The organism is Enterobacter cloacae complex sp. CARB60, assembly GCF_036487345.1.
Lineage (GTDB): Bacteria > Pseudomonadota > Gammaproteobacteria > Enterobacterales > Enterobacteriaceae > Enterobacter > Enterobacter asburiae_D.
Window position 1 is genome coordinate 1,649,559 of sequence record NZ_JAZKLC010000002.1, and the last position, 26,161, is coordinate 1,675,719.

Sequence of the window (26,161 nt, forward strand, 5' to 3'; positions counted from 1 at the left end):
GACCTACAAAACCCAAGCGGGTATAAAAAAGCCGGAGACATCGCCTCCGGCTTTTTTATACCCCTCACTCAGACTATCTCTTGCGCGTACTGGTACAGGGATTTCAACAGTGCCTGTTTTTCAGCATTCCCTTCATACTGGCCATAAAGCATTTCCAGCTCCTGGGCATAGCTATTAAGGAACTCAGGGGTAAAGACATTGCGACGATGCTGCAGCCAGCGATCCTGTTCTGCCTCGTCCAGCGTGCCGGGGTAGTTACGCGCGCGGTAATTAAACATCAGCTTTTCGATGCGTTTATCTGCGAAGGTAATATCCAGCGCCGGTAAGTTGCGCGGCTCGGTTTGCAGAAGGATATTCATCGCCGCGCGATCGGCATCGCTGAAGAAACCGTTATAGAGCTGGGCATCCACGTTTTCAGACGGAACGAAAGGCTCCGCCTCGGCAAAGATGGCGACCACCTTCTCGCGCACCTGAGGATTATCGCGCAGCACTTTCAGATTATCGAGGCAGTGCTGCCGGTTTATGCCCAGCCTGTCCGCATCTTCCGGGCGTAGCGTATTCGCCTGCGCCAGGACCGGACATTTATTGATATGCACCAGTTTAACCGGCACCGCAGGCAGATCCCCGAGTTCATTTTTCGGGGTATAAAGCCGCTCGCGCAGGGTGTCACTGTCAAGCTCCAGCAGCGGTGAAATATCACCGGCCAAATCCACCATGATGACCGCATTACGGTTATCCGGATGCCAGGCCAGCGGGGCGACCCAGCTGGTATTGCCGCGCCAGGCGCCAAACATGCCGGAAATATGCACCAGCGGCTTCATCTGTGGCACATCAATCAGCGTGGTTAATTTTTGTTTACTGCGGTGGCTCAGCAGATATTCAAATAGCCGCGGCTGAGCGGTTTTCACCAGCTTCGCCATGGCAATGGTGGCATAGACGTCCGCCATCGCGTCGTGAGCATTGCTGTGCTCGATACCGTTTGCGCGCGTCAGGTGTTCCAGCCGGAAGCTGGTCAGCCCTTCCTCATTTTCCGGCCAGTTAATGCCTTCAGGGCGCAGGGCATAACAGGCGCGCATGATGTCGAGTAAATCCCAGCGCGAGTTGCGGTTCTGCCAGCTCCAGGCATAGGGATCGTAAAAGTTACGATAGAAGATGTTGCGCGTCACTTCGTCATCGAAGCGGATGTTGTTGTAGCCGACCACGCAGGTATGGGGGACGGTAAACAGATCGTGAATGCGTCGGGCGAATTCTGCCTCGTTAACGCCTTTTTCCCGCGCTTCCTGAGGCGTGATCCCGGTGACCATGACCGCCCCGGGCTGCGGCAGGTAGTCATCAGCCGGTTTGCAGTAAAAGACCTCAGGCTCGCCAATGATATTGAATTCGTCGTCGGTGCGGATGGCGGCAAACTGCGCCGGTCGGTCCAGCGCCGGGTGCGTGCCAAAGGTTTCGTAGTCGTGGAACAAAAAAGTCGGGCGAGCGGCAGAGTCAGACACCAGTAATACCATCCTGTTAAAAAATGACGTCACTATGGTAAACGATCGTGCGGTCCAGACCGAATAAAAAGCACCGCCGTGGCGCAAATTTGCGCGCCAGCTTCAGGGGAAAATCTGCGTTTTGTCACATTTTTTTGCAATTAAGCCAGGTAACGACATCAGAACTCCCGTAAAAAGGTCATCGATTTTTAATGACCTGAGGATATACCGTTGAAACGCCGTCTGTTTATTGCTGTTTCTTTACTCGCTTCGAGTGTCTCATCTGCTTTTGCGGCCGAACCGCTGGATTTTTCGCCGCAGCCTCCGGCCATTCAGGCTGGCTCATGGGTGCTGATGGACTACACGACCGGTCAGATCTTAACGGCGGGCAACGAACATCAACAACGTAATCCGGCGAGCCTGACCAAGCTGATGACGGGATATGTGGTTGATCGGGCCATTGATAGCCACCGCATTACGCCGGACGACATTGTCACCGTAGGGCGTGACGCGTGGGCTAAAGGCAACCCGGTTTTTGACGGCTCGTCGCTCATGTTCCTGAAAGAGGGCGATCGCGTCTCCGTGCGTGACTTAAGCCGCGGCCTGATTGTCGATTCCGGCAACGACGCCTGCGTGGCGCTGGCCGATCACGTGGCGGGCGGTCAGCCGCAGTTTGTGAAGATGATGAACGACTACGTGCAAAAGCTGAACCTGCGCGATACGCATTTTGAAACCGTCCACGGGCTGGACGCGCCGGGACAGCACAGCTCTGCCTATGACCTGGCCGTCCTCTCCCGCGCCATCATCCACGGCGAGCCTGAGTTTTATCATATGTACAGCGAAAAGAGCCTGACCTGGAACGGGATCACCCAGCAAAACCGTAACGGCCTGCTGTGGGATAAAACTATGAACGTGGACGGCCTTAAAACGGGGCATACCTCGGGGGCGGGTTTTAACCTGATTGCGTCCGCCGTAGACGGCCAGCGCCGTTTAATCGCGGTGGTGATGGGAGCAGACAGCCCGAAAGGGCGTGAGGACCAGGCCCGAAAACTGCTGCACTGGGGGCAGCAGAATTTCGATACGGTGCAGATCCTGCATAGCGGTAAAAAAGTGGGGACAGAGCGTATCTGGTACGGCGATAAGGAGCAGGTGAAACTGGGTACCGACCAGGACTTCTGGCTGGCCCTGCCGAAAGCGGAAGTGCCGAACATCAAAGCCAAATACGTGCTGGATAAAAAAGAGCTGGAAGCGCCGATTGCCGCGCATCAGCGTGTCGGGGAGATCCAGCTCTACGATCGCGACAAAGTGGTGGCGCACTGGCCGCTGGTGACGCTGGAAGCCGTTGATAAAGGCGGCCTGTTCTCTCGCATGAGCGATTATCTGCACCACACGCTCTAACGGTAGATGAGCAGACTGGCAGGGTTGCGAGTCTGCTCACATAATAAACACTTCACGTTTGCTGAACGCTCAGAATCCGCTTTATAGTGTATGTATATACAGTAATAAATGGAGGCAGCATGGACTACAGCATTAAGCAGCAACAGAAACGTAAGATTGCCGGTTTTCATTTGGTCGGACCGTGGGAACAAACGGTAAAACAGGGCTTTGAACAGCTGGTGATGTGGGTGGACGGGCGTCACATTGAGCCGCTGGAGTGGGTTGCGGTCTACTACGATAATCCGGATGAGGTCCCGGCAGAAAAACTGCGCTGCGATACGGCCGTTACGGTACCGGAGGATTTCGTTATCCCGGAAAACAGCGAAGGCGTCATGATGACGGAAATCGCGGCCGGGGATTATGCCGTGGCAACGGCGCGCGTGGAAAACTATGACTTCGCCACGCCGTGGTATCAGTTCTTTAATTCTCTGCTGCAGGACAATAAGTACCAGATGGCGCTCAAGCCCTGCTTCGAGCGCTATCTCAATGACGGCAATGCAGACGGCTACTGGGATATCGAAATGTATATCGCGGTAGAGCATAAATCGGTTTAAGCCTGCTCAATGAAGGGTTTTTCAGCCGGGAACGATCCGCCCGGCTGAAAACACAGTACAATTGTGATTTGCCGTGTAGCTGGAGAGCGGGTGTGCGTCCCGACAAATCATTAACCCCTTTTGAAATTCGGTTGTACAAACATTACCGCGTGGTGCACGGGTGTCGCATCGCGCTGGCTTTTGTGTTGACGTTTGTGCTGGTCCGTTTGCTGGATGTTCCGGAAGGAACATGGCCGCTGATCACGCTGGTGGTGGTGATGGGGCCCATCTCGTTTTGGGGGAACGTTGTTCCGCGCGCCTTCGAGCGAATTGGCGGGACGGTTTTAGGCTCGGCTCTTGGGCTTATTGCCCTGAAGCTGGAGCTCATCTCATTTCCCGTGATGCTGGCATGGTGCGGTGCCGCTATGTTCCTGTGCGGCTGGCTGGCGTTGGGTAAAAAGCCGTATCAGGCGCTGCTGATTGGTATTACGCTCGCGGTGGTTGTCGGCGCGCCCGCCGGGGATATGACCACGGCGCTGTGGCGAAGCGGGGATGTCATCCTGGGGTCACTGCTGGCCATGCTTTTCACCGGTATCTGGCCACAGCGTGCTTTTCTGCACTGGCGTATTCAGATGGCCAACTACGTCACCGCCTTTAACCGCGTCTATCAGGCTGGTTTTTCCCCGAATCTGGTTGAGCGTCCCCGGCTGGAAAAGCATCTGCAAACGATCCTCAACGACGTGGTCAAAATGCGCGGCCTGATCACGCCCGCCAGCAAAGAAACCCATATTCAGAAAGCAATTTTCGAAGCCATCCAGACGGTAAGCCGCAATCTGGTCTGCATGCTTGAACTGCAAATCAACGCCCACTGGGCGTCGCGTCCCAGCCATCTGTTGATGCTCAACGCGCAGACCCTCAAAGAGACCCAGCAGATGACGCAGCAAACGCTGTTGACCATCGCCCATGCGCTCTATGAAGGGAACCCGCAGCCGATAATGGCCAACAGCGAGCGGCTGAATGAGATCGTCGCGGAGCTGAAGCAGCTCATCAATGAACGCCAGGGCGATAACGTGGCGGAAACGCCTATTCATGGCTACGTCTGGCTGAGCATGGAACTGGCGCGGCAGCTTGAGCTGTTATCGCACCTTATTTGCCGGGCGCTGCGCAAATAAAAGGCGTATGTGACGGCTGCTGCTTCGATTCAGCAGCAATTGGGGTTATGATAGCTTTAAACGATATACTCATTGTCATTCGCAGCCGCTGTCAGTAAGGTTATTGTTACAACGGTTGCCTTAACGAATCCGAATCTCACATTATCAGGGGTGTAAAAATGGAAACTACCAAGCCTTCGTTCCAGGATGTTCTGGAATTCGTCCGCCTGTTCCGCCGCAAAAACAAACTGCAGCGTGAAATCCAGGACGTTGAGAAGAAGATCCGTGACAACCAGAAACGTGTTCTGCTGCTCGACAACCTGAGCGACTACATCAAGCCAGGTATGAGCGTTGAAGCTATTCAGGGCATCATCGCCAGCATGAAGAGCGACTATGAAGACCGCGTTGATGACTACATCATCAAAAACGCAGAGCTGTCCAAAGAGCGTCGCGACATCTCCAAGAAGCTGAAAGTGATGGGCGAAATCAAAAACGGCGAAGCAAAAAGCGAGTAATCGCAGCGAATAGTAAAAAAGGCTCTCTGGTGACAGAGAGCCTTTTTTTATGACGCAGAACGCGGCTGTAGCTGATAAATCCAGGCCTTAACCTGCTTGCCTTCAAGAGTGGTCACCGTGACCTCAACCCGATCGTAGCCATCTTCAAATTCATCCAGCATTTGCCAGTGTGCGGCAAGGTTATCAGAGATAAACAGATAGCCTTCGACGCGGGGTCCGTCCGGGTGGAGCACAATCCCCGGGAAATCCGCCGCAGCGCCCCAGCCGCGTTCGTAAAACGTACCGGATACGGAACCGGCCAGCCATTCGCCGCCAATGTTTTCAAGAATATGCGCATTTGAGTGGCCCGGGCGCAGCGTGCCGTAGACAAACAGAGCGTTCATTTTCCCTCATCCGCAAAGCAAAAAGCCTGCTTTAAAAGCAGGCTTTTTAAATTTGGCTCCTCTGACTGGACTCGAACCAGTGACATACGGATTAACAGTCCGCCGTTCTACCGACTGAACTACAGAGGAATCGTTGTGGAGGCTTATCTTAGCGGCGAAAAAACTTTTGTCAAACCTGATCTTAGGGAAAATCGACCGATTGCTGATTCTGTCGTCAGTTTGTTGTAAATCCACACATCTTTTTCTGGAAAATACTTTGCAGGATGAGCATTTGTCCCCCATCATTTGAAATGGGGTTTCAACTTTTCTCTCTAAGGTCCATTTTGAACGTCACTGCCTCCTTACGCCAGGCGATAGAGCGCACGCCATGGTATGCAAAACGTAAAAGCTATCGTGTCCTGTTCTGGCGTGAAATCACCCCTCTCGCTGTGCCTATCTTCCTGGAAAATACCTGCGTTTTGCTGATGGGGGTCCTGAGCACCTTCCTGGTGAGCTGGCTGGGAAAAGAGGCGATGGCAGGGGTTGGGCTGGCGGACAGCTTTAACATGGTGGTGATCTCGTTTTTTGCCGCTATAGATCTCGGGACGACGGTGGTGGTGGCTTTTAGCCTCGGCAAGCTTGACCCCAAACGTGCACGCGAGGCGGCCCGCCAGTCGCTGATGATCATGACCATTTTTTCGATCGTTCTGGCGGCGGTGAACCACTATTTCGGTAAAGAGATTATCGATTTTGTCGCCGGAGAGGCCACGAACGAGGTTAAAGACCTGGCGCTGACCTACCTGGAAATGACCGTCTTAAGCTATCCGGCGGCGGCCATTGCGCTGATTGGCAGCGGCGCGCTGCGCGGGGCAGGCAACACTAAAATTCCGCTGCTGATCAACGGCGGGATGAATATCCTGAATATCATTATCAGCAGCGTGCTGATCTACGGCGTGTTCTCGTGGGACGGGCTGGGGTTCGTCGGTGCGGGACTTGGCTTAACCATTTCACGCTATATCGGTGCGGTAGCCATCATCGGGGTGCTGATGGCGGGGATCACCCCCTCGCTGCGTCTGACGCTGAAAAGCTATTTCCGGCCCTTTAATTTCGCCATTATCTGGGAAGTGATGGGGATCGGCATTCCCGCGAGCATAGAATCGGTCTTGTTCAACGGCGGGAAGCTGCTCACGCAGATGTTTGTCGCCGGGATGGGGACCGACGTTATCGCCGGTAACTTTATCGCCTTCTCCATCGCCTCGCTGATTAACCTGCCGGGTAACGCGCTGGGTTCGGCATCGACCATCATCACGGGTAAACGGCTCGGGAAAGGGCAGATAGGCCAGGCGGAGCGGCAGCTGCGGCACGTCTTCTGGCTGTCGACCATTGGACTGACGCTGATCGCCTGGGGAACCGCGCCGTTTGCCGGGCTGATGGCCTCGTTCTATACCCACGAAGACGACGTTAAAGAGGTCGTTAAGATCCTCATCTGGCTCAACGCGGCCTTTATGCCCATCTGGGCGGCCTCATGGGTATTACCCGCCGGGCTGAAGGGGGCGCGCGATGCCCGCTTTGCGATGTGGGTATCGATGCTCGGCATGTGGGGATGTCGTGTTGTCGCGGGGTATACGCTCGGGGTGATGCTCGGATGGGGTGTGGTCGGCGTCTGGCTGGGGATGTTCCTCGACTGGGCCGTGCGCGGTGCGCTGTTCTACTGGCGCATGGTCAGCGGGCGCTGGCTGTGGAAATATCCGCGAAAGAATGCCTGACAATTGCGCGAAGTGGAGAATAATTCGGCAAACGATCGGAAATATGCATTCTGCCTTTGACATCATGGGGGAGCATCGATAATATGCGCCCCGTTCACACGATTCCTCTGTAGTTCAGTCGGTAGAACGGCGGACTGTTAATCCGTATGTCACTGGTTCGAGTCCAGTCAGAGGAGCCAAATTTAAAAAGCCTGCTTTTAAAGCAGGCTTTTTGCTTTTCTGCATCTGGTAAATTTGTCGGGTGGCGGCTTCGCCTTACCCGACCTACATAAACCTCGAATCGTAGGCCGGGTAAGGCGAAGCCGCCACCCGGCAAAAGCCGCACTATCCGTTCACACGAATCGGCGCCGTCGCTTCCACCAGCCACGGACGCGCATCGCTATTCACCAGAGGTGAGAGCGCCTCGCGTACCTGCCGGTGATACGCATCCAGCCACTGCTTTTCCTGCTCGCTCAGCAGATGCAGCTCGACCTGGCTTAGGTCAATCGGGATCAGCGTCAGCGAGGCAAATCTACAGAACCCCGGACGACTCTCCACAATCTCCACCTGGTTTTCAATACGAATACCGTGGCTGTCGCCCAGATAGTAGCCCGGCTCGATAGTCATAATATTGCCCGCCACCAGCGGCCACGGGTTGACCTTTTTGGCGATGCGATGCGGGTTTTCATGGATAAGCAGCTGGTGCCCCACGCCGTGCCCCGTGCCGTGATCGTAATCCAGCCCCATCTCCCACAGCGGGCGACGCGCAAACGCATCCAGCTGATGCCCCTGAGTCCCGGAAGGGAACTGCAGGGTAATGAGCGACAGGAAGCCTCTCAGCACGGCAGTGTAGTGCAGGCGCTGCTGCGGATCGACTTTACCCCACGCCAGCGTGCGCGTGGCGTCGGTGGTGCCGTTAACATACTGACCGCCGGAATCGTTCAGGTAAAAATGGTCATGGCCGATGGGCTTATTGCTGGCCTCGCTCGAATGATAGTGGCACATCGCCGCATTGCTCGAAGAGGCGGAGATGGTCGCAAAACTCTGCTCGATGAACCCAGGCTGCTGTTGACGGAACGCAAGCTGCTGCGCCTGCGCGTCCAGTTCAGTGAGCGGTTGTCCTGCAGCCTCGCGCCGCGGCACTTCACGGCTCAGCCAGGCGAGGAAGTTGACCCACGCGGCCCCGTCCTGGTGATGACACTCGCGATAGCCTGCCAGCTCGACCGGGTTTTTAGTCGCTTTCAGCAGGGTGATGGGGTCTGTCCACCAGACAATTTCTCCGCGTGGCTCAATGGCGAAGCGCAGGGCCACCGGCGCGGAATCGGCATCAATCATCACCCGTTTGCCTTCAGCAATCTGCTGGCAGCGTTCAATAAAGGTATCCTGCGGCGCAATGGTGAACGCATTGCGCACATCGTCAGGCAGGGCGCTGAGCTTATTGTCGTTAACAAACCACTCAACGTGACCGTCACGACCAAGAAGGGCAAAGGAGAGCGGTACCGGGCTGTAAGGGATATCCGCGCCACGCACGTTTAGCAGCCAGGCGATGTTATCCGGCAGGGTGACGGCAAGATAATCGGCACTGTTTGCGGCCAGCACGGCGGCGACGCGCTGACGTTTTTCTGCACTGCTTTCACCGCTGATCTCAACGGGCATCTCGCGGATAAGCCCCGCTGGTGCCGCAGGGCGGTCAGTCCACAGCGTATCAAACGGCGAGTCCTTCAGAGGCACCAGCTCGCACGGCGTGGCAGACAGCTGCTCAAACTCTGAATTTGTCATCAGCAGCGCGTCAAAACCGATGCGTGTCCCGGCCTCAGCGTTTTCTGCAAGCCATTCTGCCAGCGGCTCGTTATGCAGGTGGTGGATCTCAACCTCTTCCATATTAACCTGAACGCGGGCCTGAACCTGATAGCGCCCGTCGACGAACAGCAGCGCTTTGTTTTTCAGCACCAGCGCGACGCCGGCCGAACCGTCAAAGCCCGTCAGCCAGGCCAGCTTTTCGTCGTAGGGCGCGCAGTATTCGCTCTGCCAGGCATCCGCCCGCGGGACGATCATCCCGTCGAGATGGCTGGCCTCAAGCCAGTGGCGCAGGGCAGAGAGCGGTGATGTGCTGGACATTGTTTTTCCTTATCGTTATTAGCGGAACGGCGGCTCGTTGAAGGTGCGCAGCTTGCGGGAATGGAGCTTGTCACCTTCTGCCCGCAGCAAATCAATGGCGCGAATACCAATCTGCAGATGCTCTGAGATAGCCCCTTCATAGAAACGGTTGGCCTGGCCCGGCAGCTTAATTTCACCGTGCAGCGGCTTATCGGAGACGCACAGCAGCGTGCCGTAAGGGACGCGGAAGCGATACCCCTGCGCGGCGATGGTGGCGCTCTCCATATCAATCGCCACCGCGCGGCTCAGGTTGAAGCGCAGCGCGGAGGCGGAGTAGCGCAGCTCCCAGTTGCGGTCATCCGTCGTGACGACCGTACCGGTGCGCAGGCGCTGTTTAACCTCTTCACCCGGCATCCCGCTGACCTCTTTGGTGGCGTCATACAGCGCGCGCTGGACTTCCGCGATGCTCGGGATAGGAATATCCGGCGGCAGCACCGCATCAAGCACGTGGTCATCACGCAGATAGGCGTGGGCCAGCACGTAGTCGCCAATCAGCTGGCTTTCGCGCAGGCCGCCGCAGTGGCCAATCATCAGCCACACGTCCGGGCGCAGTACCGCGAGATGGTCACAGATGGTCTTGGCATTTGACGGGCCAACGCCGATGTTGATCAGCGTGATGCCCTGACCGTCGGCGGTGATCAGGTGCCAGGCGGGCATCTGGTGCTTTTTCCACGCCAGGTCGGAAATGGCCTGCTCGGGCGCTTCGGTCTCCGCGGTGATCCAGATCCCGCCCGCACAGGACAGCGCGATGTACGGGCTTTCCGGGTCGAGGATCTGGCTGCAGCCCCAGCGGACAAACTCGTCAACGTAGCGGGTGTAGTTGGTAAAGAGCACGAACGGCTGGAAATGTTCGACTGGCGTACCGGTGTAGTGGCGCAGGCGCGCCAGGGAGAAATCGACCCGGCGGGCATCAAAGTGCGACAGGGGAGAAAATTCTGCCGGGTGATAAATCCCGTCAGCCGTCTCATCGCCAATCTGTGATAGTTCCGTCGTCGGGAAGTGGCGGGTCAGCCCCGCGCTCATGGAGCGGTCAAGCGTTAACGCCGAGCCGTCAATCACGTAGGGATACGGGATCTCATGCAGCGAGGGCTCAACGTGAATATGCGCGCCGTAATCCTGGTACAACAGCGTGAGCTGTTCTTCAAGATACGGGCGGAACAGTGCAGGACGGGTGACGGTGGTGCTGTAGCAGCCCGAGTGGGTAAAACGGGCGTAGGCGCGGGTTTTTGGGGTGGTGCTGGCGCTGCCGTCCCAGGTCACAGAGAGCGATGGATAAACAAAAAGGCCCGCGGTTCTGGCCTTTTCATCGGGAAGTTTCCCTGTTTCGATATATTCGCTGATGGCGCTGCGCAGCGCGTTGACGGACTGTTCATACAGCGCGTCGAGTTTTTCCAGCGCCTGAGCCGGGGTCAGGCTGGAGCCCTTATTATTCATCTCTGTCTCCTTGTTCCACAGGTGTGCGACTCTACCCGATAGTATGTCACACGCCTGTGAAACAAAAGGGAGATCAGCTGTGGCTCGTCTCTTTCATCAGCAGCGCCGTCGCTGCCGACAGCAGGCAGCCGGCCAGCAGATAAATCGCCACGCTGTGCCAGTTGCCGCCGGAGAAGGTTACCAGCGCGGCGGCAATAAACGGCGTAAATCCGCCGCCGACCACGCTTGCCACCTGGTAGCCCACGCCCGCGCCGCTGTAGCGGTAGCTTGCCCCGAACAGTTCAGTAAACATCGGCTGCTGCACGCACACCACCATATCGTGAGCGATGTTCGCGAGCATGATGGCAAAGAAGACAATCCAGAAGATCGACTGCGCTTCCAGCGCCATAAAGAACGGCCAGGCGCTGAGGGTGCCAATCAGCGCCCCGGTGATGTAAACGCGACGACGGCCAAACCGGTCCGCCAGCCAGGCGAAGCAGGGGATAGACAGGCAGCTGATCCCGCCGACCAGCAGGCCAATATTCAGGAACAGCTCGCGCGGCAGACCGAGATTCTGCGTCGAGTAGTTCAGGGCAAACGCGGTGACGATGTACATCGTCAGCAGTTCGCACAGGCGCAGGGCGATAATTTTCAGAAAAGCGCCAGGGTGCCGGACGAGGGCTTCCATGACCGGAAGACGTGTGTTCGTGGCCGGTTTTTCCTGCTGCTTTTCGAACTCTGCCGACTCCTCCATCCCGTTACGGATCCACAGCGCGGCGATGACCAGCACGATGCTGAAGATGAACGGAATGCGCCAGCCCCAGCTCAGGAACTGCTCGTCGGTGGTGAGCTGGCTGATTAACGACACCAGCCCGGTGGAAAGCAGCAGGCCGACGCCGTACCCGACCTGTACGCCGCTGCTGTAAAACGCTTTCCTGTTCTTCGGCGCGCTCTCAACGGACAGCAGCGCCGCACCGCCCCATTCACCGCCTACCGCAAAGCCCTGAATGGCGCGCAGGGTGACCAGCAGTACCGGCGCCCACCAGCCGATAGAGGCAAACGAGGGGAGAATACCGATAAGCGCGGTGGCGATCCCCATCATCCAGACGGTGAGCATCAGCATGCGCTTGCGGCCAAGACGGTCGCCGAAGTGGCCGAAGATCACCCCGCCCAGCGGGCGAAACAGAAAGCCGACGCCGAAGGTGGCAAACGCGGCGAGCGTGCCCATTGCGGGGCTGACCTGAGGGAAAAACTCGCGGTTAAACACCAGGGCGGCAGTGATGCCGTAAAGCAGAAAGTCATACCAGTCGACGACGGCACCCGCGAAGCTGCCTAAGGCCGCGCGGCGGGCACGATTGAGCGAAGGTGTCTCCTCGTTGGGACGATCGGAGATGAGGGTGGAGTCCATAGTTGTCCTGTCCGTACTGATTTTTTAATTATTGGTATAAGAAAAGGTCACTCACAAAGCAGCCGTCGTATCAACGGAACCTATGAGACTACCGCGACAAAACGCCTGAGAAAACGTTTTTATCTTTCCGGAAGGCGCTGAATAAATAAATTTCATCTTCCCCTGCCTCGAGATAAATCAGTCTGTTTGGCTCCGGTTAGTGCTGAATGGATTACAGTAATAGATACCGCTGCGTGGCTTAAGCTGAGGGAAAACGATGCAACGTAACTTTTCGGCCATCTGGATGGTCCTGTTTTTATTCGCCGCACCGCTTAACGCGGAGCCCAACGTCTATGGTGAGCAACGCATCAGCGGCTGGTGGAATGCGCTGACGGACGATATCTCCCGGACCTGGGAAGAGCCTCAACGTTACGACCTGTACCTGCCGTTCCTGAGCTGGCACGCTCGCTTAATGTACGACAAAGAAAAAACGGACAATTACAATGAAATGCCGTGGGGCGGCGGGCTGGGCGTTTCCCGCTATAACGAAGAGGGCAACTGGAGCGCGCTGTTTGCGATGATGTTCAAGGACTCGCACAACGAATGGCAGCCCGCGATGGGCTACGGCTGGGAGAAGGGCTGGTATCTGGATAATGCCAAAGATTTCCGTCTTGGACTCGGTGCCGCAGCGGGCATCACGGCGCGAGATGATTTTGCAAACTATGTCCCGCTACCGTTCATCTTCCCGCTGTTTTCGGCCGGGTATAAGCGCGTTACCGTTCAGTTCACCTATATTCCCGGGACGTATAACAACGGCAACGTGCTCTTTGCCTGGCTGCGCTTAGGCTTCTAAAGAGTGATCACCTTTTTAGCCACGGCGTTAGACAGTACCAGCATGGAGAAGAGAACAGAGGTGACGAACGTGAGCACAATCAGCGCCAGCTTCATACCGAGAGAGGTCACCGGTATCAGCGCCGTCAGCAGATGAAACACCGAGTAGTGCACAATGTACACGCCGGTCATCGTTTTGCTGATGGCGGCCAGAATGGACTCCTTAAATTCAGCGTTGCGGCGAAAGCGCACGCCGTTCGCCGCAATCACCAGGGCAATAATCAGGATGTAGATCTGCGAGCCGGTGAGAATAAAGGCGTTTCTGTCCGCCTTGAACAGCGCGAAGAAGAAGTGGCGCTCGTAAAACCAGGTGAAAAGGTAGATAAACGGGATAGCGACAACCGCCGCCCTGACCACATTTTTGCGGCTAATCCACTCGGCGACTTTCGGGTCGCAGAAGAGTTGCCCCGTAAGATAAAACAGCAGCCACGTCCACAGCCGATACTGCGGTGAAAGCGAAAGGGCGTGCGTTTCAGGATAAAGCGCCGAAAGCAGATCGTATCCGTAGGAAAAGAGCAGCAGGGCGGCAATCGCGCCGCAGAACAGCGCTCGCCGCTGGCTGAGCCACTCCACCACCGGGTGGAAGGTGTAAATCACCACAAAGGCAAACACGAACCAGGGCTGGATTAAATACCCGCGCTGATAGGGCTCCCACAGGTAGTAGATCGTTATCCAGAACAGAAAAACAATCACCAGACTTTTAATTTTACCCAGCTGCCAGCGGGTGCCGTGCCGTGATTGTCCGTCGAGATAGCCCGCAACCACAAAAAACAGCGGTGTAGCAATCGTTGAGATAAAGGTTAAAAACCCCAGGATCCAGTGATAGTCATAATCATAATGATCCCAGGTGTTGTAGATGGTAAAGAAGGTGACCGCCGTCATACAGCCCAGCGTCTTGATAATATTCAGCCCTGTCGCATTCATTGTTGTTTGGCTTCGTCCTTACGATGGAAACACGCATAGATCACGGGGAGTACCAGCAGCGTCAGGATTGTAGCAAACCCCAGTCCAAACATAATCACAACGGCCATGCTCTGGAAGAAAACATCCAGCAGCAGCGGAGCCAGGCCAAGTACGGTCGTGAACGCGGTGAGCAGGATGGGGCGCAGGCGCGAGGTCGCGGCGTACACGATCGCGCTGTGCTGATCCTTTTGCGTTTTCTGCTGTTCGATCTCTTCCACCAGCACGATGCCGTTGCGGATCAGCATTCCGCTCAGGCTCAGCAGACCAATCAGCGCCATAAAGCCAAAGGGAATGCCGGTAAGTAAAAATCCCGGCGTGACGCCAATCAGCGCCAGCGGTACGGTCAGCCAGATGGCAACGGCATTTTTTACCGAGCTGAACATCAGCACGGTAATAACAAACATCACCAGATACCCGAGAGGTAGCGTAGTGAATAGCCCCTGCTGCGCTTCACTGGAGTTTTCCGCGTCGCCCCCCCATTCAATGCTGTAGCCGTGTGGCAGGCTAAGGGCATCAATCTGCGGCTTCACGCGGGCGAGAATGTCCCCGGAGGTTTGCTGGCTTAGCGGGTCTGGATCCGTCTGCACCGTTAGCACCCGCGAGCGGTCGCGGCGAAGGATGAGCGGATCTTCCCACTCCAGCGAGAAGCGGCTGACGACGTTACTTAGCGGGATATACTGCTGTCGCGTCTGGCTCCACACCAGCACGTTGTTCAGGTGATTGGCGTCCAGCCTTTCGCTCTCAGGCGGTCGCACCACCACGGGCAGCAGGTCGCTGCCTTCCCGGTACAGCCCCGCCAGGCTGCCGGAGAAGTTCATCTCCAGCGCGTTATCCACGTCCTGCTTATCTACGCCAAGCTCGCGGCCCAGGGCGGCAACGTACTGTGGGCGGATCACCTTGCTGCGGTTTTGCCAGTCGTTCCTGACGCTGCCCGTGGCCGGATCGCGCGTGAGAATATCGTCCACCTGGCTGGCAATCAGGCGCAGCCTGTCAGGGTCCGGGCCTTTAATGCGCACCTCAATGGCGCTGTCGCCGGAGGGGCCAAACATCACGCGTTTGGTGCTGGCGTTGACCTGCGGATAGTTTCGCGCGATGTACTCGTCCACGTGGCGCGTCAGGGCGGATATGTTGCGCTGGTCGTCCATGCGCACCATGATCTGCGCATAGTTGCCGTACTGGCGCTGTCCGCTGTAGGTCAGAATAAACCGCATACTTCCCTGACCAATGGTTGAGACGGTGGTCTCCACGCCTGGCTGGCCATTGATCGTCTTTTCAATATCGCCGGTCATTTTCTCAGTCCACTTGATATCGGTACCGTAGGGTAACCACAGGTCGACAAAGAAAATCGGCGTATTAGACGACGGGAAAAAATTTTGCCGCACGGCGCCGAAGCCCCAGACAGACGCTGCCAGCAGCGCAGCCATCACAATGAGCGTCGGTGCCTTATGGTGCAGCAGCGTGTTAAGCAGGCTCTGGTAGAGGCGGTAGAGACGTTTGTCGTAAGGATCTGACTCGTCGGTTTTATCAGGCGCGCTGTCGTTTTTAAACAACCACCACTTAATCAGGACCGGGGTGAGGGTGAGCGCCGAGAACCAGCTAAGCATCAGGGAAATCAGCAGCACCTGGAACAGGGATTTACAGTATTCCCCGGTGGAATCCTGCGACAGCCCGATAGGGGCAAATGCCAGGATGGCAATCACCGTCGCCCCCAGCAGCGGCAGGGCGGAGCGGCGGATGATGTAGTTCACGGCGGTTAACAGCGGAGAGCCCTGCTGTCGGGCAATCAACACCCCTTCGACAATCACGATGGCGTTATCCACCAGCATGCTGAGGGCGATAATGAGCGCCCCGAGCGAGATACGCTGCAGCTCAATGCCCCACAGATACATAATCAGCAGCGTGCCCAGCACGTTAAGCGCGAGAGAAAACGCGATGATGATCCCGCTGCGCACGCCCATAAAGATCAGCAGCACGCCGATGACAATCGCCAGCGCCATCAGGAAGTTAATAATAAAACCATTAACAGAGTGGCCCACTTCGGCTGCCTGATCGTAAAACAGGTCTATCTGTATGCCCGCCGGTTTTTCCGCCGACATCTGGTTTAGCTTCGCCTCCAGCGCGTGGCCCACGTCGATAACGTTCACGCCGGGAATAAACGAGACGCCCATGGTGACGGCTTTTTTGCCGTTGGCATGGTAGATACTGGCTGGCGATTCGTTCAGCCCGCGCGACAGCGTGGCGATATCCCGCAGACGCGTCGCCGCCCCGGTGCCGGAAGGCGTGATGATGATATCCGCCAGTTCATTAAGATTCTCGAACTCACCGGTCGGGTGCAGGCGAATGGATTCGGTGCCGGAGGTGATTTCTCCGGCGCTGGAAACGACGTTAAGTCTGCCGAGCAGGGCGGAAAGCTGGTTCAGCGTAATGCCGCGCGCGGCCATTTTGGTCAGGGAGATATCAATGTTGACCTGCTGGCTAATCGCCCCGCCGATGGCGACCTTCGCGACGCCGGGGATCAGAATCAGCTCCCGGCGCAGCTGCTCCGCATATCTCACCAGCTCAGGATTACTGAATTCATCTCCGGAAATGGCGAAGAAGAAGCCGAACACGTCGCCGAAATCGTCATTCACGAAGGGCGTGACGACGCCGGGCGGAAACTGGCGCGAGGCATCGCCCACGCGGCGGCGCAGTTCATCCCAAATCTGCGGCAGCTCGTTCGAGTGATAGCGAGAAGCGATGTTAACGGTGATTTGCGACAGGCCGTTTGAAGAGATGGAGCTCACGTTGTCCAGATAAGGCAGCTGCTGAAGGGCATTCTCCAGCGGAAGCGTCACCTCCTCTTCAACCTGCTGAGCGGATGCGCCGGGGTAGTGGGTGACCACCACTGCGGTTTTGATGGTAAAGGCGGGATCTTCCAGCCTGCCGATATTCAACAGGGCGAAAATACCCCCAATGCCCAGCAGCAGGATCGTTAGCCAGACGCGAACAGGGTTATTAATAAATTGACGAGAGATATCCATTACAGTCCCCGTTCACGCGTCCAGATACGCACCGGCTGGTTAGCATGGAGCTCCCCAACGCCTGCGGCCACCACGCGCTCGCCCGCCTTAAGCCCGCTGGTAATCACCACGCCTTCGGTACTCACTTGCCCCACGCTGACCTTGCGGTCCTCAAGATGGAGCGTGTCGCCTTCGCCCGTTACGACCCAGACGTGCGGCTCGTTACGCGGGCTGTTGTCCGGGTTAAAGACTGCCTCAACCGGTACGACCAGCGCCTGAGCGTCCGCGCCAGCCGGGAGGTTGGTCAAATTGATGGTCACCGTACCGCTTACGCCACCGACGGCGGGAAAATCATCGGGCCGCGGCATGGTCAGTATCACCTGCCAGGTCAGGGTATTGCTGTCGCTGCTACCCGAGTGCTCTTTGTAGACGGCGGTAAATTCCCGATCCGGAATGGCGTTAATTCTCACCACGGGGCGATACTGCGCGTTGCGGATATCAAAGGTCTTAAACAGGTTTTCAGGGATGCTGAACACCACGTCCAGCAGGTCGGTGCGGGTTAACGTCGCGATGGGCTGACCGGGGGACACCACCTGATGGTTTCGGACATGTACGCTGGCCGCCGTCCCGCTGAAGGGGGCGACGAGCGTCATCTGATTCAGTTCTTCTCGGGCAATCTGTAGCGCCGCATTTGCCGAATCGCGGTTCGCGCGCTGCACGTCCATTTCTGCTTTGGAAATCGCCTGGCGGCCCGCCAGCGTCTGGAAACGATCGAATTGCCTCTGGGCCAGCGTCGCCGCCGTTTGTCTGTCGTTAACCCGCTGCTTGGCTTCACGGGCGTTCAGTCTGGCAAGCTGTTGCCCCTGTTTGATGACGGCACCCTGACGAACATCGAGCGCTTCAATTTGACCTGCGCGCTTGAAGGAAAGGTCTGTGGCATCGCCCGATTCAATACGGGCGGGAAAAACGCGCTGCTGGGCGTGACCGGGAACCGTCACCTCCGCCACTTTTACCATCCTGGGCAGGGGGGCGGCTTGCTTGGGTTTCGGGTCGCACGCCGTGAGCGTTAACAAAACGAACGGTAAAAGTGAGAGGTAGCGGTTCACTGTATTCCCCTAATAAATAACTGTTTTATTTATTCCATCACCTGGACAGGGGTGACACTATTCTGCCAGAACAGTGACGACCATATAGGTAAATAAACCAATCGCCGTGCTGGCGATAATGGCAAGCGCAATAAACATACCCAGGCGGATCAGGCTTAAACCATACATACATTCCTCCATGAGCCGGAAGCGGTGGCTGACTATGAGCATAGTCGGCGAAAAGATAAATGTTAAATAACCATTATCAGTGGGGAAGCGCTAAACCTGATATTCCTGTGCTACGTTTAATATTATTCATCTCTTTTTACCGTAACTGGCATTAAGGGCAACCCCCTGCATTTAATGCGTTTTTTTGCTTCATTCACTCTCGTGTTGGTTATAAAAAGGATGCTCGATATGTATAAAAACATTCTCGTTCCGGTGGATGTCTACGAGACAAGCCTTGCGGATAAAGCGTTGCAGCATGCACAGTTTTTGGCGCAAAGCGCATCGGGTGACATTCATTTGCTGCACGTCATGCCCAAATTTTCAGCCGAACTGACGCGTGGTTTTATTTCAGATGCGCGCAAAATGGATGAATATATGATTAATAATTCGAAAGAAAAGCTGTCTGACCTGGTCAAAAAAGTGAATCTGCCAGAAGAGCGTGTTCATCTCCACGTCCGTAGCGGGAATGTTCGTGATGAGGTTATTAAGCTGGCGGATGAACTTGCTGCTGGCGCGATTATTGTCGGCTCGCGAAATCCAAATATTCAAACCCATTTGTTAGGATCGGAGGCGGCTAGTATTGTTCGTTACGCTCATGTTCCTGTTTTCGTTATTCGTTAATTACAGAGAAGCAAGGTGATTTCTGAATAGAACCTGAGGAAGGAACGATGAAAACAGGAAAACCTGAACGTCCGTATTATCAACAAACCGTTGACGAAACCCTGTCGAATATCCACTCCACCCTGGAAGGCCTTAGCGGCACTGAGGCATCAGCCCGACTTCAGCAGCACGGTGAGAATGCGTTACCGCAAAAAAAGGGTAAACCCGCCTGGCTGCGCTTCCTGGCGCATTTTAACGACGTATTGATTTACGTTCTGCTGGTGGCCGCGTTGCTTAAGCTCTTTATGGGCCACTGGGTAGACATGTTTGTGATCCTTGGGGTTGCCATCATTAACGCGCTGATTGGCCATATCCAGGAGAGCAATGCTGAAAAATCGTTGCAGAGTATTCGCAATATGCTCTCCAGCGAAGCCGTTGTGGTGCGACAGGGGAATCATGAAACGATCCCCACCACGGCGCTGGTCCCGGGAGATATCGTGGTGATCCGCGCCGGGGATCGTATCCCAGCGGACCTGCGCGTGATTGAAGCGCATAACCTGCGCGTGGAGGAGGCCATCCTGACCGGCGAATCCACCGTTGTTGAGAAAAACAGCGATGCGTTAAGCGGGGAACTGCCTTTAGGGGACCGGTATAATCTGCTCTACTCAGGCACCACCGTCAGCTCCGGCGGCGGTAAAGGCGTGGTGGTGGCAACCGGGGGCGAGACCGAGCTGGGCCACATCAATCAGATGATGTCCGACATTGAAAAACACCGCACGCCGCTGATGGTGCAGATGGACAAGCTCGGTAAGACCATTTTCATTACTATCCTGGTGATGATGGTGGCGCTGTTTGTCTTTAGCCTCCTGTTCCGGGATATGCCGGTTTCTGAACTGGTGCTGTCGCTTATCAGCCTCGCCGTTGCCGCCGTGCCGGAAGGCCTGCCGGCCATCATTTCCATCATCCTTTCGCTTGGCGTACAGGCCATGGCGCGTCGCAAGGCCATCATTCGCAAGCTGCCTACGGTGGAAACGCTGGGCGCAATGACGGTCATCTGCTCGGATAAAACCGGCACCCTGACGATGAATGAAATGACGGTCAAAGCGGTGATTACCGCTGATACGACCTACCGCGTGGAGGGCGACAGCTACGAACCGGTGGGAAATATTCACCCCGTAGATGACCCGACGCCCGTCAGCGTGACGCAGGGTTCCCTGCTGGAACGCTACCTGCGCACCATTGACCTCTGTAATGACAGCCAGCTCATCAAAGACGAGCAGGGGCTGTGGAAAATCACCGGGGGACCAACCGAGGGCGCGCTGAAGGTGCTGGCGGCGAAAATTCCGCTCCCACCGCTCGATACCGAAATGCGCAGTAAAATCCCGTTTGATTCGCAGTATAAATACATGTCCACGCTTTACCGGCTGGGCGATGAAGAGGTGATTTTAATCACCGGCGCGCCGGACGTCCTGTTCCGCCTCTGCCAGTATCAGCAGACGAATGACGGACTGCAGCCGTTCGACCAGCCTTACTGGGAAGGGAAGATTGAAGAGTATGCCCGGGAAGGGTTGCGCATGGTGGCTGCGGCCTGGAAGCCAGCCCGCGAGGGGCAGCGCGATCTGGATCACCCGGACCTGCATGATGGCGTGATCCTGCTGGGTATTGCAGGAATGATGGACCCGCCGCGTCCGGAGGCCATAACCGCCATTGCCGACTGTCTGCAGGCCGGGATCCGCGTGAAAATGATCACCGGCGACCATCCGCAAACGGCCATGAGCATTGGGCAAATGTTGGGGATTGGTAACGCCGCAAGCGCTATCACCGGACGTGAGCTGGAGGCGATGGACGATCGTCAGCTGAGCGATGCCGCGCAGCAGTACGATATTTTCGCCCGAACCAGCCCGGAGGATAAATTCCGCCTTGTGCAGGCCCTGCAAAGTAAACAGGAAGTCGTGGGCATGACCGGGGATGGCGTAAATGACGCCCCGGCGCTCAAGCGGGCGGATGTGGGTATCGCCATGGGGATTAAGGGGACGGAAGTCACCAAGGAAGCCGCCGACATGGTATTAACGGATGACAACTTTGCCACCATTGCCAGTGCGGTGCACGAGGGACGTCGGGTTTACGATAACCTGAAAAAGACCATTCTGTTCGTTATCCCCAGCAACATCGCGCAGGCCCTGCTGATCATCATCGCGCTGCTGGCGGGGAACCTGATCCCGCTGACGCCGGTCCTGATCCTGTGGATGAACATGGCGACGTCGGCAACGCTGTCGTTTGGCCTGGCGTTTGAAGCGGGTGAGAAGGACATCATGAACCGGCCACCGCGCAAGGCGAATCTCCATGTGATGGACGGCTATGCTATCTGGCGCGTGGTATTTGTCGGTCTGATGATTGCCATTAGCGCCTTCGTGCTGGAAGCCTGGCTACAGCCGCGCGGCTACTCGGCGGAGTTTATCCGCACCGTGCTGCTGCAAACCCTGGTAACGGCGCAGTGGTTCTACATGCTCAACTGCCGCGTTAATGACGGCTTCTCGCTGAGCAAAGGCCTGCTGGCGAACAAAGGGATTTGGATCGTGAGCGGCGTACTGCTGGCGCTACAGCTTCTTATCATTTACGCACCGTTCATGCAGATGCTGTTTGGCACCGAAGCGCTGCCGTTCCGCTACTGGGTCATCACCTTCCTGATTGGTTTTGTGATGTTCCTTATTGTCGAGGCGGAAAAAGTGTTAACGCGCAGGTGGCGCAAAACCGAGGCGTGATAGCGTAAACTGAGAAAGCCTGCCTGAGCCCGGGCTTTCTCTTTTTTGAGCACAGGAAATTATGATTCGACTTACCTGGTTCGTCCTTACGCTGTGTGCCGCTGTACCTGGTGCGTTTGCCGTAACTTATACACTTCCACCGGAAGGCAGTCGCCTGCTGGGAAACCCAATTATCATCACCGTTCCCGAAGGCAACACGCTGCCTCTGGAAGCCTTTGCCGCACGGTACGGACAGGGGCTGAGCAACCTGCTGGAAGCAAACCCGGGCGTGGATCCTTTTTTGCCTAAATCCGGCACCCGGCTGGTGATACCTCAGCAGCTGATTTTGCCTGACACCGTCCGCGAGGGCATTATCGTGAATGCGGCGGAAATGCGCCTCTACTACTACCCGCCGGGCGGCAACACCGTTGAAGTATTGCCCATCGGCATTGGTCAGGCCGGGCGCGAAACCCCGCGCAACTGGGTGACGGCCGTTGAGCGTAAGCAGGAGGGGCCAACCTGGTCTCCGACGCCGAATACGCGCCGTGCGTATGCAGCAGAAGGGAAAACGCTACCGGCTTTCGTGCCCGCCGGGCCGGATAACCCGATGGGACTGTATGCGATTTATATCGGCAGGTTGTATGCCATTCACGGCACAAACTCGAATTTTGGCATCGGGCTGCGGGTGAGCCAGGGCTGTATTCGTCTGCGTAATAACGACATCAAGTACCTTTTCGATAACGTTCCCGTAGGAACCCGCGTGCAGCTTATCGATCGGCCCGTTAAAGTCACCACCGAGCCGGACGGCAGCCGCTGGGTGGAGGTTCACGAGCCATTATCACGTAACCGCGCGGAATTTGAGTCAACCCGGAAAGTGCCTCTGCCCATTTCAGCCGCGCAGCGAACGCAGCTGATAAACGAGGGCGCGGGCGCTGAACTGGAACGGCGGTCGGGGATGCCGGTTAAGATCGGCATGTGAGGTGATTTTCGCCGGGTGGCGGCTTCGCCTTACCCGGCCTACGATTCGAGGTTTTTGTAGGTCGGGTAAGGCGAAGCCGCCACCCGACATTTTTACCTTACGCAGAAAGCAAAAAGCCTGCTTTAAAAGCAGGCTTTTTAAATTTGGCTCCTCTGACTGGACTCGAACCAGTGACATACGGATTAACAGTCCGCCGTTCTACCGACTGAACTACAGAGGAATCGTGTGAACGGGGCGCATATTATCGACCTACGTTCGCCTTGTCAAAGGGTGGATCAACGCCTTTTGATCGTTTGCTGACAAAATCGGCAAAGTGATGTTTTTGGCAGCGGAATGCACCGTCTTGGTGCGGGTATACCCCTAATGGGGCAGATCATAAACTGCTGTTTCGGTAATAAAACCCCCCTCTGTAATTAGGTTTCCTTATTTTCAGGCGCTTAGCGAACAATTCAGACCGCCTGGTAAAAGTGGCATTCATATTGCAAAACCTGTTTAACAACGACAGCCGGTTCCGGCACAGCATTTCGAACAGGGGGCAAAATGAACTTAAGACGACTGAAATACTTCGTAAAAATCGTCGATATCGGCAGCCTGACTCAAGCGGCAGAAGTGCTGCATATCGCGCAGCCTGCGCTGAGCCAGCAGGTGGCTACTCTGGAAGGCGAGATGGATCAGCAGCTGTTGATCCGCACCAAGCGCGGCGTCACGCCAACGGAAGCAGGTAAGATCCTGTATACCCACGCGCGCACCATCCTCCGCCAGTGTGAACAGGCGCAGCTGGCGGTGAATAACGTGGGCCAAACCCTGAGCGGGCACGTTTCTATCGGCCTGGCGCCGGGAACGGCCGCATCCTCTATTACCATGCCGCTGCTGCAGGCCGTCCGCGCCGAGCTGCCTGAAGTGCTGGTGTACCTGCACGAAAACAGCGGTTCCGTACTGAATGACAAACTGCTGAGCGGCCATCTGGACATGGCGGTTCTTTACGATCGCTCCCCGGTCGCCGGTATCACCAGCCAGCCGCTGCTGAAAGAAGATCTCTACCTCGTGGGCACCCGTGACTGTCCGGGCCAGAGCGTAGACCTTACCGCCGTGGCGGAGATGAACCTCTATCTGCCGCGCGACTATAGCGCCGTGCGCGTGCGCGTGGACGAAGCGTTCTCCCTGCGCCGCCTGACGGCCAAAATCATCGGTGAAATTGACTCAATCTCCACGCTCACCGCGGCCATTGCCAGCGGAATGGGGGTGACGGTTCTGCCTGAATCCGCTGCCCGCTCGCTGTGCAGCGCGGCAAACGGCTGGATGGCGCGGATCACCACGCCTTCGATGAGCCTGCCGCTGTCGCTGAACATGTCTGCACGCGGTTCGCTGTCGCCGCAGGCGCAGGCGGTAAAAGAGATTTTGATGTCGCTGGTCAGCAAGCCATCGCTTGAGAACCGCGAACTCCAGCTCGTGAGCTGATATTCCAAAAAAGCATAAGATGCTGGTTTTTATTATTTGTTCTGCAGCTCGGCTGACTCTAACAATAGAGCTATGTCAGATGCGCCGGAGTGAATCGTGAATTTCCAGCAACTTAAAATTATCCGTGAGGCGGCCAGGCGGGACTACAACCTGACCGAGGTCGCCAATATGCTTTATACCTCTCAGTCCGGCGTCAGCCGCCATATCCGCGAGCTGGAAGAGGAACTGGGTATAGAGATCTTTATCCGTCGCGGCAAGCGGCTGCTCGGCATGACGGAGCCGGGTAAGGCTTTGCTCACCATCGCTGAGCGGATCCTCAACGAGGCCAGCAACGTGCGTCGTCTGGCGGATCTCTTCACCAATGACGCCTCGGGCGTGCTCACCATCGCCACTACCCATACCCAGGCGCGTTACAGCCTGCCGCCGGTGATTAAAGCGTTCCGCGAGCTTTTCCCTGACGTCCGTCTGGAGCTCATCCAGGGCACGCCGCAGGAAATTGAAGTGCTGCTGCAAAACGGTGGGGCGGATATCGGCATTGCCAGCGAGCGTCTGAGCAACGACCCGCTGCTGGTGGCGTTCCCCTGGTTCCGCTGGTACCACAGCTTATTGCTCCCGGTCGATCATCCGCTGAATCAGGTCTCTCCCCTGACGCTGGAAGACATTGCGAAATGGCCGTTGATCACCTACCGGCAGGGAATAACTGGACGCTCGCGTATTGATGAAGCCTTCAACCGCAAAGGGCTAACGCCGGACGTGGTGCTGAGCGCGCAGGATTCCGATGTGATCAAAACCTACGTTGAGCTGGGCCTGGGCATTGGTCTGGTGGCGGAACAGTCCAGCGGAGAGCGCGAGGACGGGAACCTTGTGCGTCTTGATACGCGTCACCTGTTTGACGCCAATACCGTATGGCTTGGCATGAAGCGCGGGCAGCTGCAGCGCAACTATGTGTGGCGCTTTATCGAGCTGTGCAATGCCGGGCTGTCGGTTGATGAGATTAAACGCCAGGTGATGGAGCCGGAAGAAGTGGCGATTGATTACCAGATTTAGCTGCTGGCTTACCCGGTAGCGCTGCGCTGACCGAATCAGGGGGCAGTATGTCGTCACTTATTGTAAGTCGTGGGGACATGCTGCTGCATCAATTCAACGATCCAATCAATAAAAACGCGAAGTCTGGCGTTGACGTGGCGGTTCGGCGGAAATGCCAGGTACAGGGGCATGGGGTTAATACGCCATTGTTCAAATAGCGGAATCAAAGAGCCACAAGCCTGATGCGCTGCCGCCATATAGACGGGTAGCGCAATCACGCCTAATCCCGCGAGCCCAGCTTCGAGGTAGGCGTTGCCATCATCCACTGCAAGCACATAGCTGGCCTTGATTTCAATATGTTCACTCTCACCGTGCAGTACCAGAGGATCAATCTTACCGGTGCGTGAGGATAAGAATCCCACTATTCGATGGTCCGTGTTTTCCAGCTCTCGCGGATGCGCAGGGGCACCGAGGCGTTCCACATAACTCGGTGCGACGTAAACACCGATTTGCAAATCGCCAACGTGGCGTGCAATCAGGGACTGGTCGTTGATTTCGCCGCCCCGCACGACGCAATCCACGTTATCGCCAATCAGATCCACCACCCGGTCACTCACGCCCATGTCGAACTGGATATCGGGATAGCGCGCGTGAAAAGCCGGTAGCGCGGGCACCAGCACAAGACGGGCGAGAGGAGTGGGCACATCTATCCGTAGCCGCCCTCTGGGCGTCATCGCCGAACTGGACAGGCTGTTTTCAGCATCCTCCATGTCCGCCAGCAGGCGGATAACGCGCTCGTAGTAGACCGCGCCATCAGGAGTGACGCCGAGCCTGCGGGTGGTGCGATGGAGCAGCCTGACGCGCAGGCGCGCTTCAAGCTGCTGAATAAGCTGTGTCACCGTGGTTTTGCTCATATGAAGCGTTTGGGCAGCCTTTGTGAAACTGCCTGCCTCCACCACGCGAGCAAACGCGCGCATCGCATCGAAACGATCCATACCTTGTCCTCTCTTTTCACCGAT

Annotated in this window: 20 protein-coding genes and 3 tRNA genes; 12 read left to right on the top strand and 11 right to left on the bottom strand. The window is 56.5% G+C overall.

Annotated elements, in window-relative coordinates; translation table 11 throughout:
- Positions 1 to 68: 68 nt before the first annotated feature.
- On the bottom strand, positions 69 to 1,505 hold the full coding sequence (sbcB, locus tag V4835_RS08865; protein WP_442877323.1) for an exodeoxyribonuclease I: 1,437 nt from the start codon (positions 1,503 to 1,505) through the stop codon (positions 69 to 71).
- 198 nt (positions 1,506 to 1,703) lie between these two features.
- Here sbcB and dacD point away from each other — a divergent pair, with 198 nt between their 5' ends.
- The 4 genes from dacD (at position 1,704) to V4835_RS08885 (ending at position 5,108) form a co-directional block, all read left to right on the top strand.
- Complete coding sequence (gene dacD, locus V4835_RS08870) at positions 1,704 to 2,870, top strand: serine-type D-Ala-D-Ala carboxypeptidase DacD (RefSeq protein WP_032658759.1); 1,167 nt, start codon at positions 1,704 to 1,706, stop codon at positions 2,868 to 2,870.
- A gap of 119 nt (positions 2,871 to 2,989) precedes the next feature.
- On the top strand, positions 2,990 to 3,463 hold the full coding sequence (gene sbmC, locus V4835_RS08875) for a DNA gyrase inhibitor SbmC (RefSeq protein ID WP_331411962.1): 474 nt from the start codon (positions 2,990 to 2,992) through the stop codon (positions 3,461 to 3,463).
- A 92-nt stretch (positions 3,464 to 3,555) separates the two neighbouring features.
- Complete coding sequence (locus tag V4835_RS08880; protein ID WP_063144493.1) at positions 3,556 to 4,614, top strand: FUSC family protein; 1,059 nt, start codon at positions 3,556 to 3,558, stop codon at positions 4,612 to 4,614.
- A 158-nt stretch (positions 4,615 to 4,772) separates the two neighbouring features.
- Positions 4,773 to 5,108: a DUF496 family protein gene (locus V4835_RS08885; RefSeq protein WP_008499467.1), complete on the top strand. Its 336-nt coding sequence runs from the start codon at positions 4,773 to 4,775 to the stop codon at positions 5,106 to 5,108.
- 47 nt (positions 5,109 to 5,155) lie between these two features.
- On the opposite strand, the gene V4835_RS08890 is transcribed toward V4835_RS08885, so the two are convergent.
- Both V4835_RS08890 and V4835_RS08895 read right to left on the bottom strand, forming a co-directional pair.
- Positions 5,156 to 5,491 carry a gamma-glutamylcyclotransferase family protein gene (locus V4835_RS08890; RefSeq protein WP_029739253.1) on the bottom strand — a complete coding sequence of 112 codons (336 nt, stop codon included), beginning with the start codon at positions 5,489 to 5,491 and terminating at the stop codon, positions 5,156 to 5,158.
- Positions 5,492 to 5,544: 53 nt separating this feature from the next.
- Positions 5,545 to 5,620 (bottom strand) — tRNA-Asn (locus V4835_RS08895).
- 161 nt (positions 5,621 to 5,781) lie between these two features.
- On the opposite strand from V4835_RS08895, the gene emmdR reads away from it, so the two are divergent.
- Together emmdR and V4835_RS08905 are read left to right on the top strand one after the other, a co-directional pair.
- On the top strand, positions 5,782 to 7,236 hold the full coding sequence (gene emmdR, locus V4835_RS08900) for a multidrug efflux MATE transporter EmmdR (RefSeq protein ID WP_331411963.1): 1,455 nt from the start codon (positions 5,782 to 5,784) through the stop codon (positions 7,234 to 7,236).
- Positions 7,237 to 7,339: 103 nt separating this feature from the next.
- Positions 7,340 to 7,415, top strand: a tRNA-Asn gene (locus tag V4835_RS08905).
- A 145-nt stretch (positions 7,416 to 7,560) separates the two neighbouring features.
- Here V4835_RS08905 and V4835_RS08910 read toward each other — a convergent pair.
- The 3 genes from V4835_RS08910 to shiA all read right to left on the bottom strand — a co-directional run bounded on the left by V4835_RS08910 (position 7,561) and on the right by shiA (position 12,193).
- The gene (locus V4835_RS08910; protein ID WP_331411964.1) at positions 7,561 to 9,333 is read right to left on the bottom strand and encodes an aminopeptidase P family protein; all 1,773 of its coding nucleotides are present in this window, start codon (positions 9,331 to 9,333) and stop codon (positions 7,561 to 7,563) included.
- Between the two features lie 18 nt (positions 9,334 to 9,351).
- The gene (locus V4835_RS08915) at positions 9,352 to 10,806 is read right to left on the bottom strand and encodes an AMP nucleosidase (RefSeq protein WP_063144489.1); all 1,455 of its coding nucleotides are present in this window, start codon (positions 10,804 to 10,806) and stop codon (positions 9,352 to 9,354) included.
- Positions 10,807 to 10,879: 73 nt separating this feature from the next.
- Positions 10,880 to 12,193 carry a shikimate transporter gene (shiA, locus tag V4835_RS08920; protein WP_063144488.1) on the bottom strand — a complete coding sequence of 438 codons (1,314 nt, stop codon included), beginning with the start codon at positions 12,191 to 12,193 and terminating at the stop codon, positions 10,880 to 10,882.
- 256 nt (positions 12,194 to 12,449) lie between these two features.
- On the opposite strand from shiA, the gene pagP reads away from it, so the two are divergent.
- Entirely contained in the window at positions 12,450 to 13,025 is a 576-nt protein-coding gene (pagP, locus tag V4835_RS08925) for a lipid IV(A) palmitoyltransferase PagP (RefSeq protein WP_331411965.1), read from the top strand.
- On the opposite strand, the gene V4835_RS08930 is transcribed toward pagP, so the two are convergent.
- From V4835_RS08930 to V4835_RS08940, 3 genes are read right to left on the bottom strand one after another with little or no spacing between them, the layout of a single operon-like run.
- The gene (locus V4835_RS08930; protein WP_331411966.1) at positions 13,022 to 13,987 is read right to left on the bottom strand and encodes an acyltransferase; all 966 of its coding nucleotides are present in this window, start codon (positions 13,985 to 13,987) and stop codon (positions 13,022 to 13,024) included. The genes pagP and V4835_RS08930 overlap by 4 nt on opposite strands.
- On the bottom strand, positions 13,984 to 17,046 hold the full coding sequence (locus V4835_RS08935; RefSeq protein ID WP_331411967.1) for an efflux RND transporter permease subunit: 3,063 nt from the start codon (positions 17,044 to 17,046) through the stop codon (positions 13,984 to 13,986). Before V4835_RS08935 ends, V4835_RS08930 begins: the two co-directional genes overlap by 4 nt.
- Complete coding sequence (locus tag V4835_RS08940; RefSeq protein WP_331411968.1) at positions 17,046 to 18,131, bottom strand: efflux RND transporter periplasmic adaptor subunit; 1,086 nt, start codon at positions 18,129 to 18,131, stop codon at positions 17,046 to 17,048. Before V4835_RS08940 ends, V4835_RS08935 begins: the two co-directional genes overlap by 1 nt.
- A gap of 396 nt (positions 18,132 to 18,527) precedes the next feature.
- On the opposite strand from V4835_RS08940, the gene V4835_RS08945 reads away from it, so the two are divergent.
- The 3 genes from V4835_RS08945 (at position 18,528) to ldtA (ending at position 22,658) form a co-directional block, all read left to right on the top strand.
- Positions 18,528 to 18,959: a universal stress protein gene (locus tag V4835_RS08945; RefSeq protein ID WP_032658736.1), complete on the top strand. Its 432-nt coding sequence runs from the start codon at positions 18,528 to 18,530 to the stop codon at positions 18,957 to 18,959.
- A 47-nt stretch (positions 18,960 to 19,006) separates the two neighbouring features.
- Complete coding sequence (locus V4835_RS08950) at positions 19,007 to 21,700, top strand: cation-transporting P-type ATPase (protein WP_331411969.1); 2,694 nt, start codon at positions 19,007 to 19,009, stop codon at positions 21,698 to 21,700.
- A gap of 61 nt (positions 21,701 to 21,761) precedes the next feature.
- On the top strand, positions 21,762 to 22,658 hold the full coding sequence (gene ldtA / locus V4835_RS08955; RefSeq protein WP_331411970.1) for a L,D-transpeptidase: 897 nt from the start codon (positions 21,762 to 21,764) through the stop codon (positions 22,656 to 22,658).
- A 144-nt stretch (positions 22,659 to 22,802) separates the two neighbouring features.
- Here the strand turns inward: ldtA and V4835_RS08960 are convergent.
- A tRNA-Asn gene (locus V4835_RS08960) sits at positions 22,803 to 22,878 on the bottom strand.
- A 320-nt stretch (positions 22,879 to 23,198) separates the two neighbouring features.
- Here V4835_RS08960 and nac point away from each other — a divergent pair.
- Positions 23,199 to 24,116, top strand: coding sequence for a nitrogen assimilation transcriptional regulator NAC (nac, locus tag V4835_RS08965; protein ID WP_331411971.1), 918 nt, complete (start codon positions 23,199 to 23,201; stop codon positions 24,114 to 24,116).
- Positions 24,117 to 24,212: 96 nt separating this feature from the next.
- A complete protein-coding gene (gene cbl / locus V4835_RS08970) occupies positions 24,213 to 25,163 on the top strand; it encodes an HTH-type transcriptional regulator Cbl (protein ID WP_063143622.1) in 951 nt (316 codons plus the stop codon).
- A 53-nt stretch (positions 25,164 to 25,216) separates the two neighbouring features.
- Here the strand turns inward: cbl and V4835_RS08975 are convergent, their stop codons facing one another.
- A complete protein-coding gene (locus V4835_RS08975) occupies positions 25,217 to 26,137 on the bottom strand; it encodes a LysR family transcriptional regulator (protein ID WP_331411972.1) in 921 nt (306 codons plus the stop codon).
- Positions 26,138 to 26,161 lie beyond the last annotated feature (24 nt).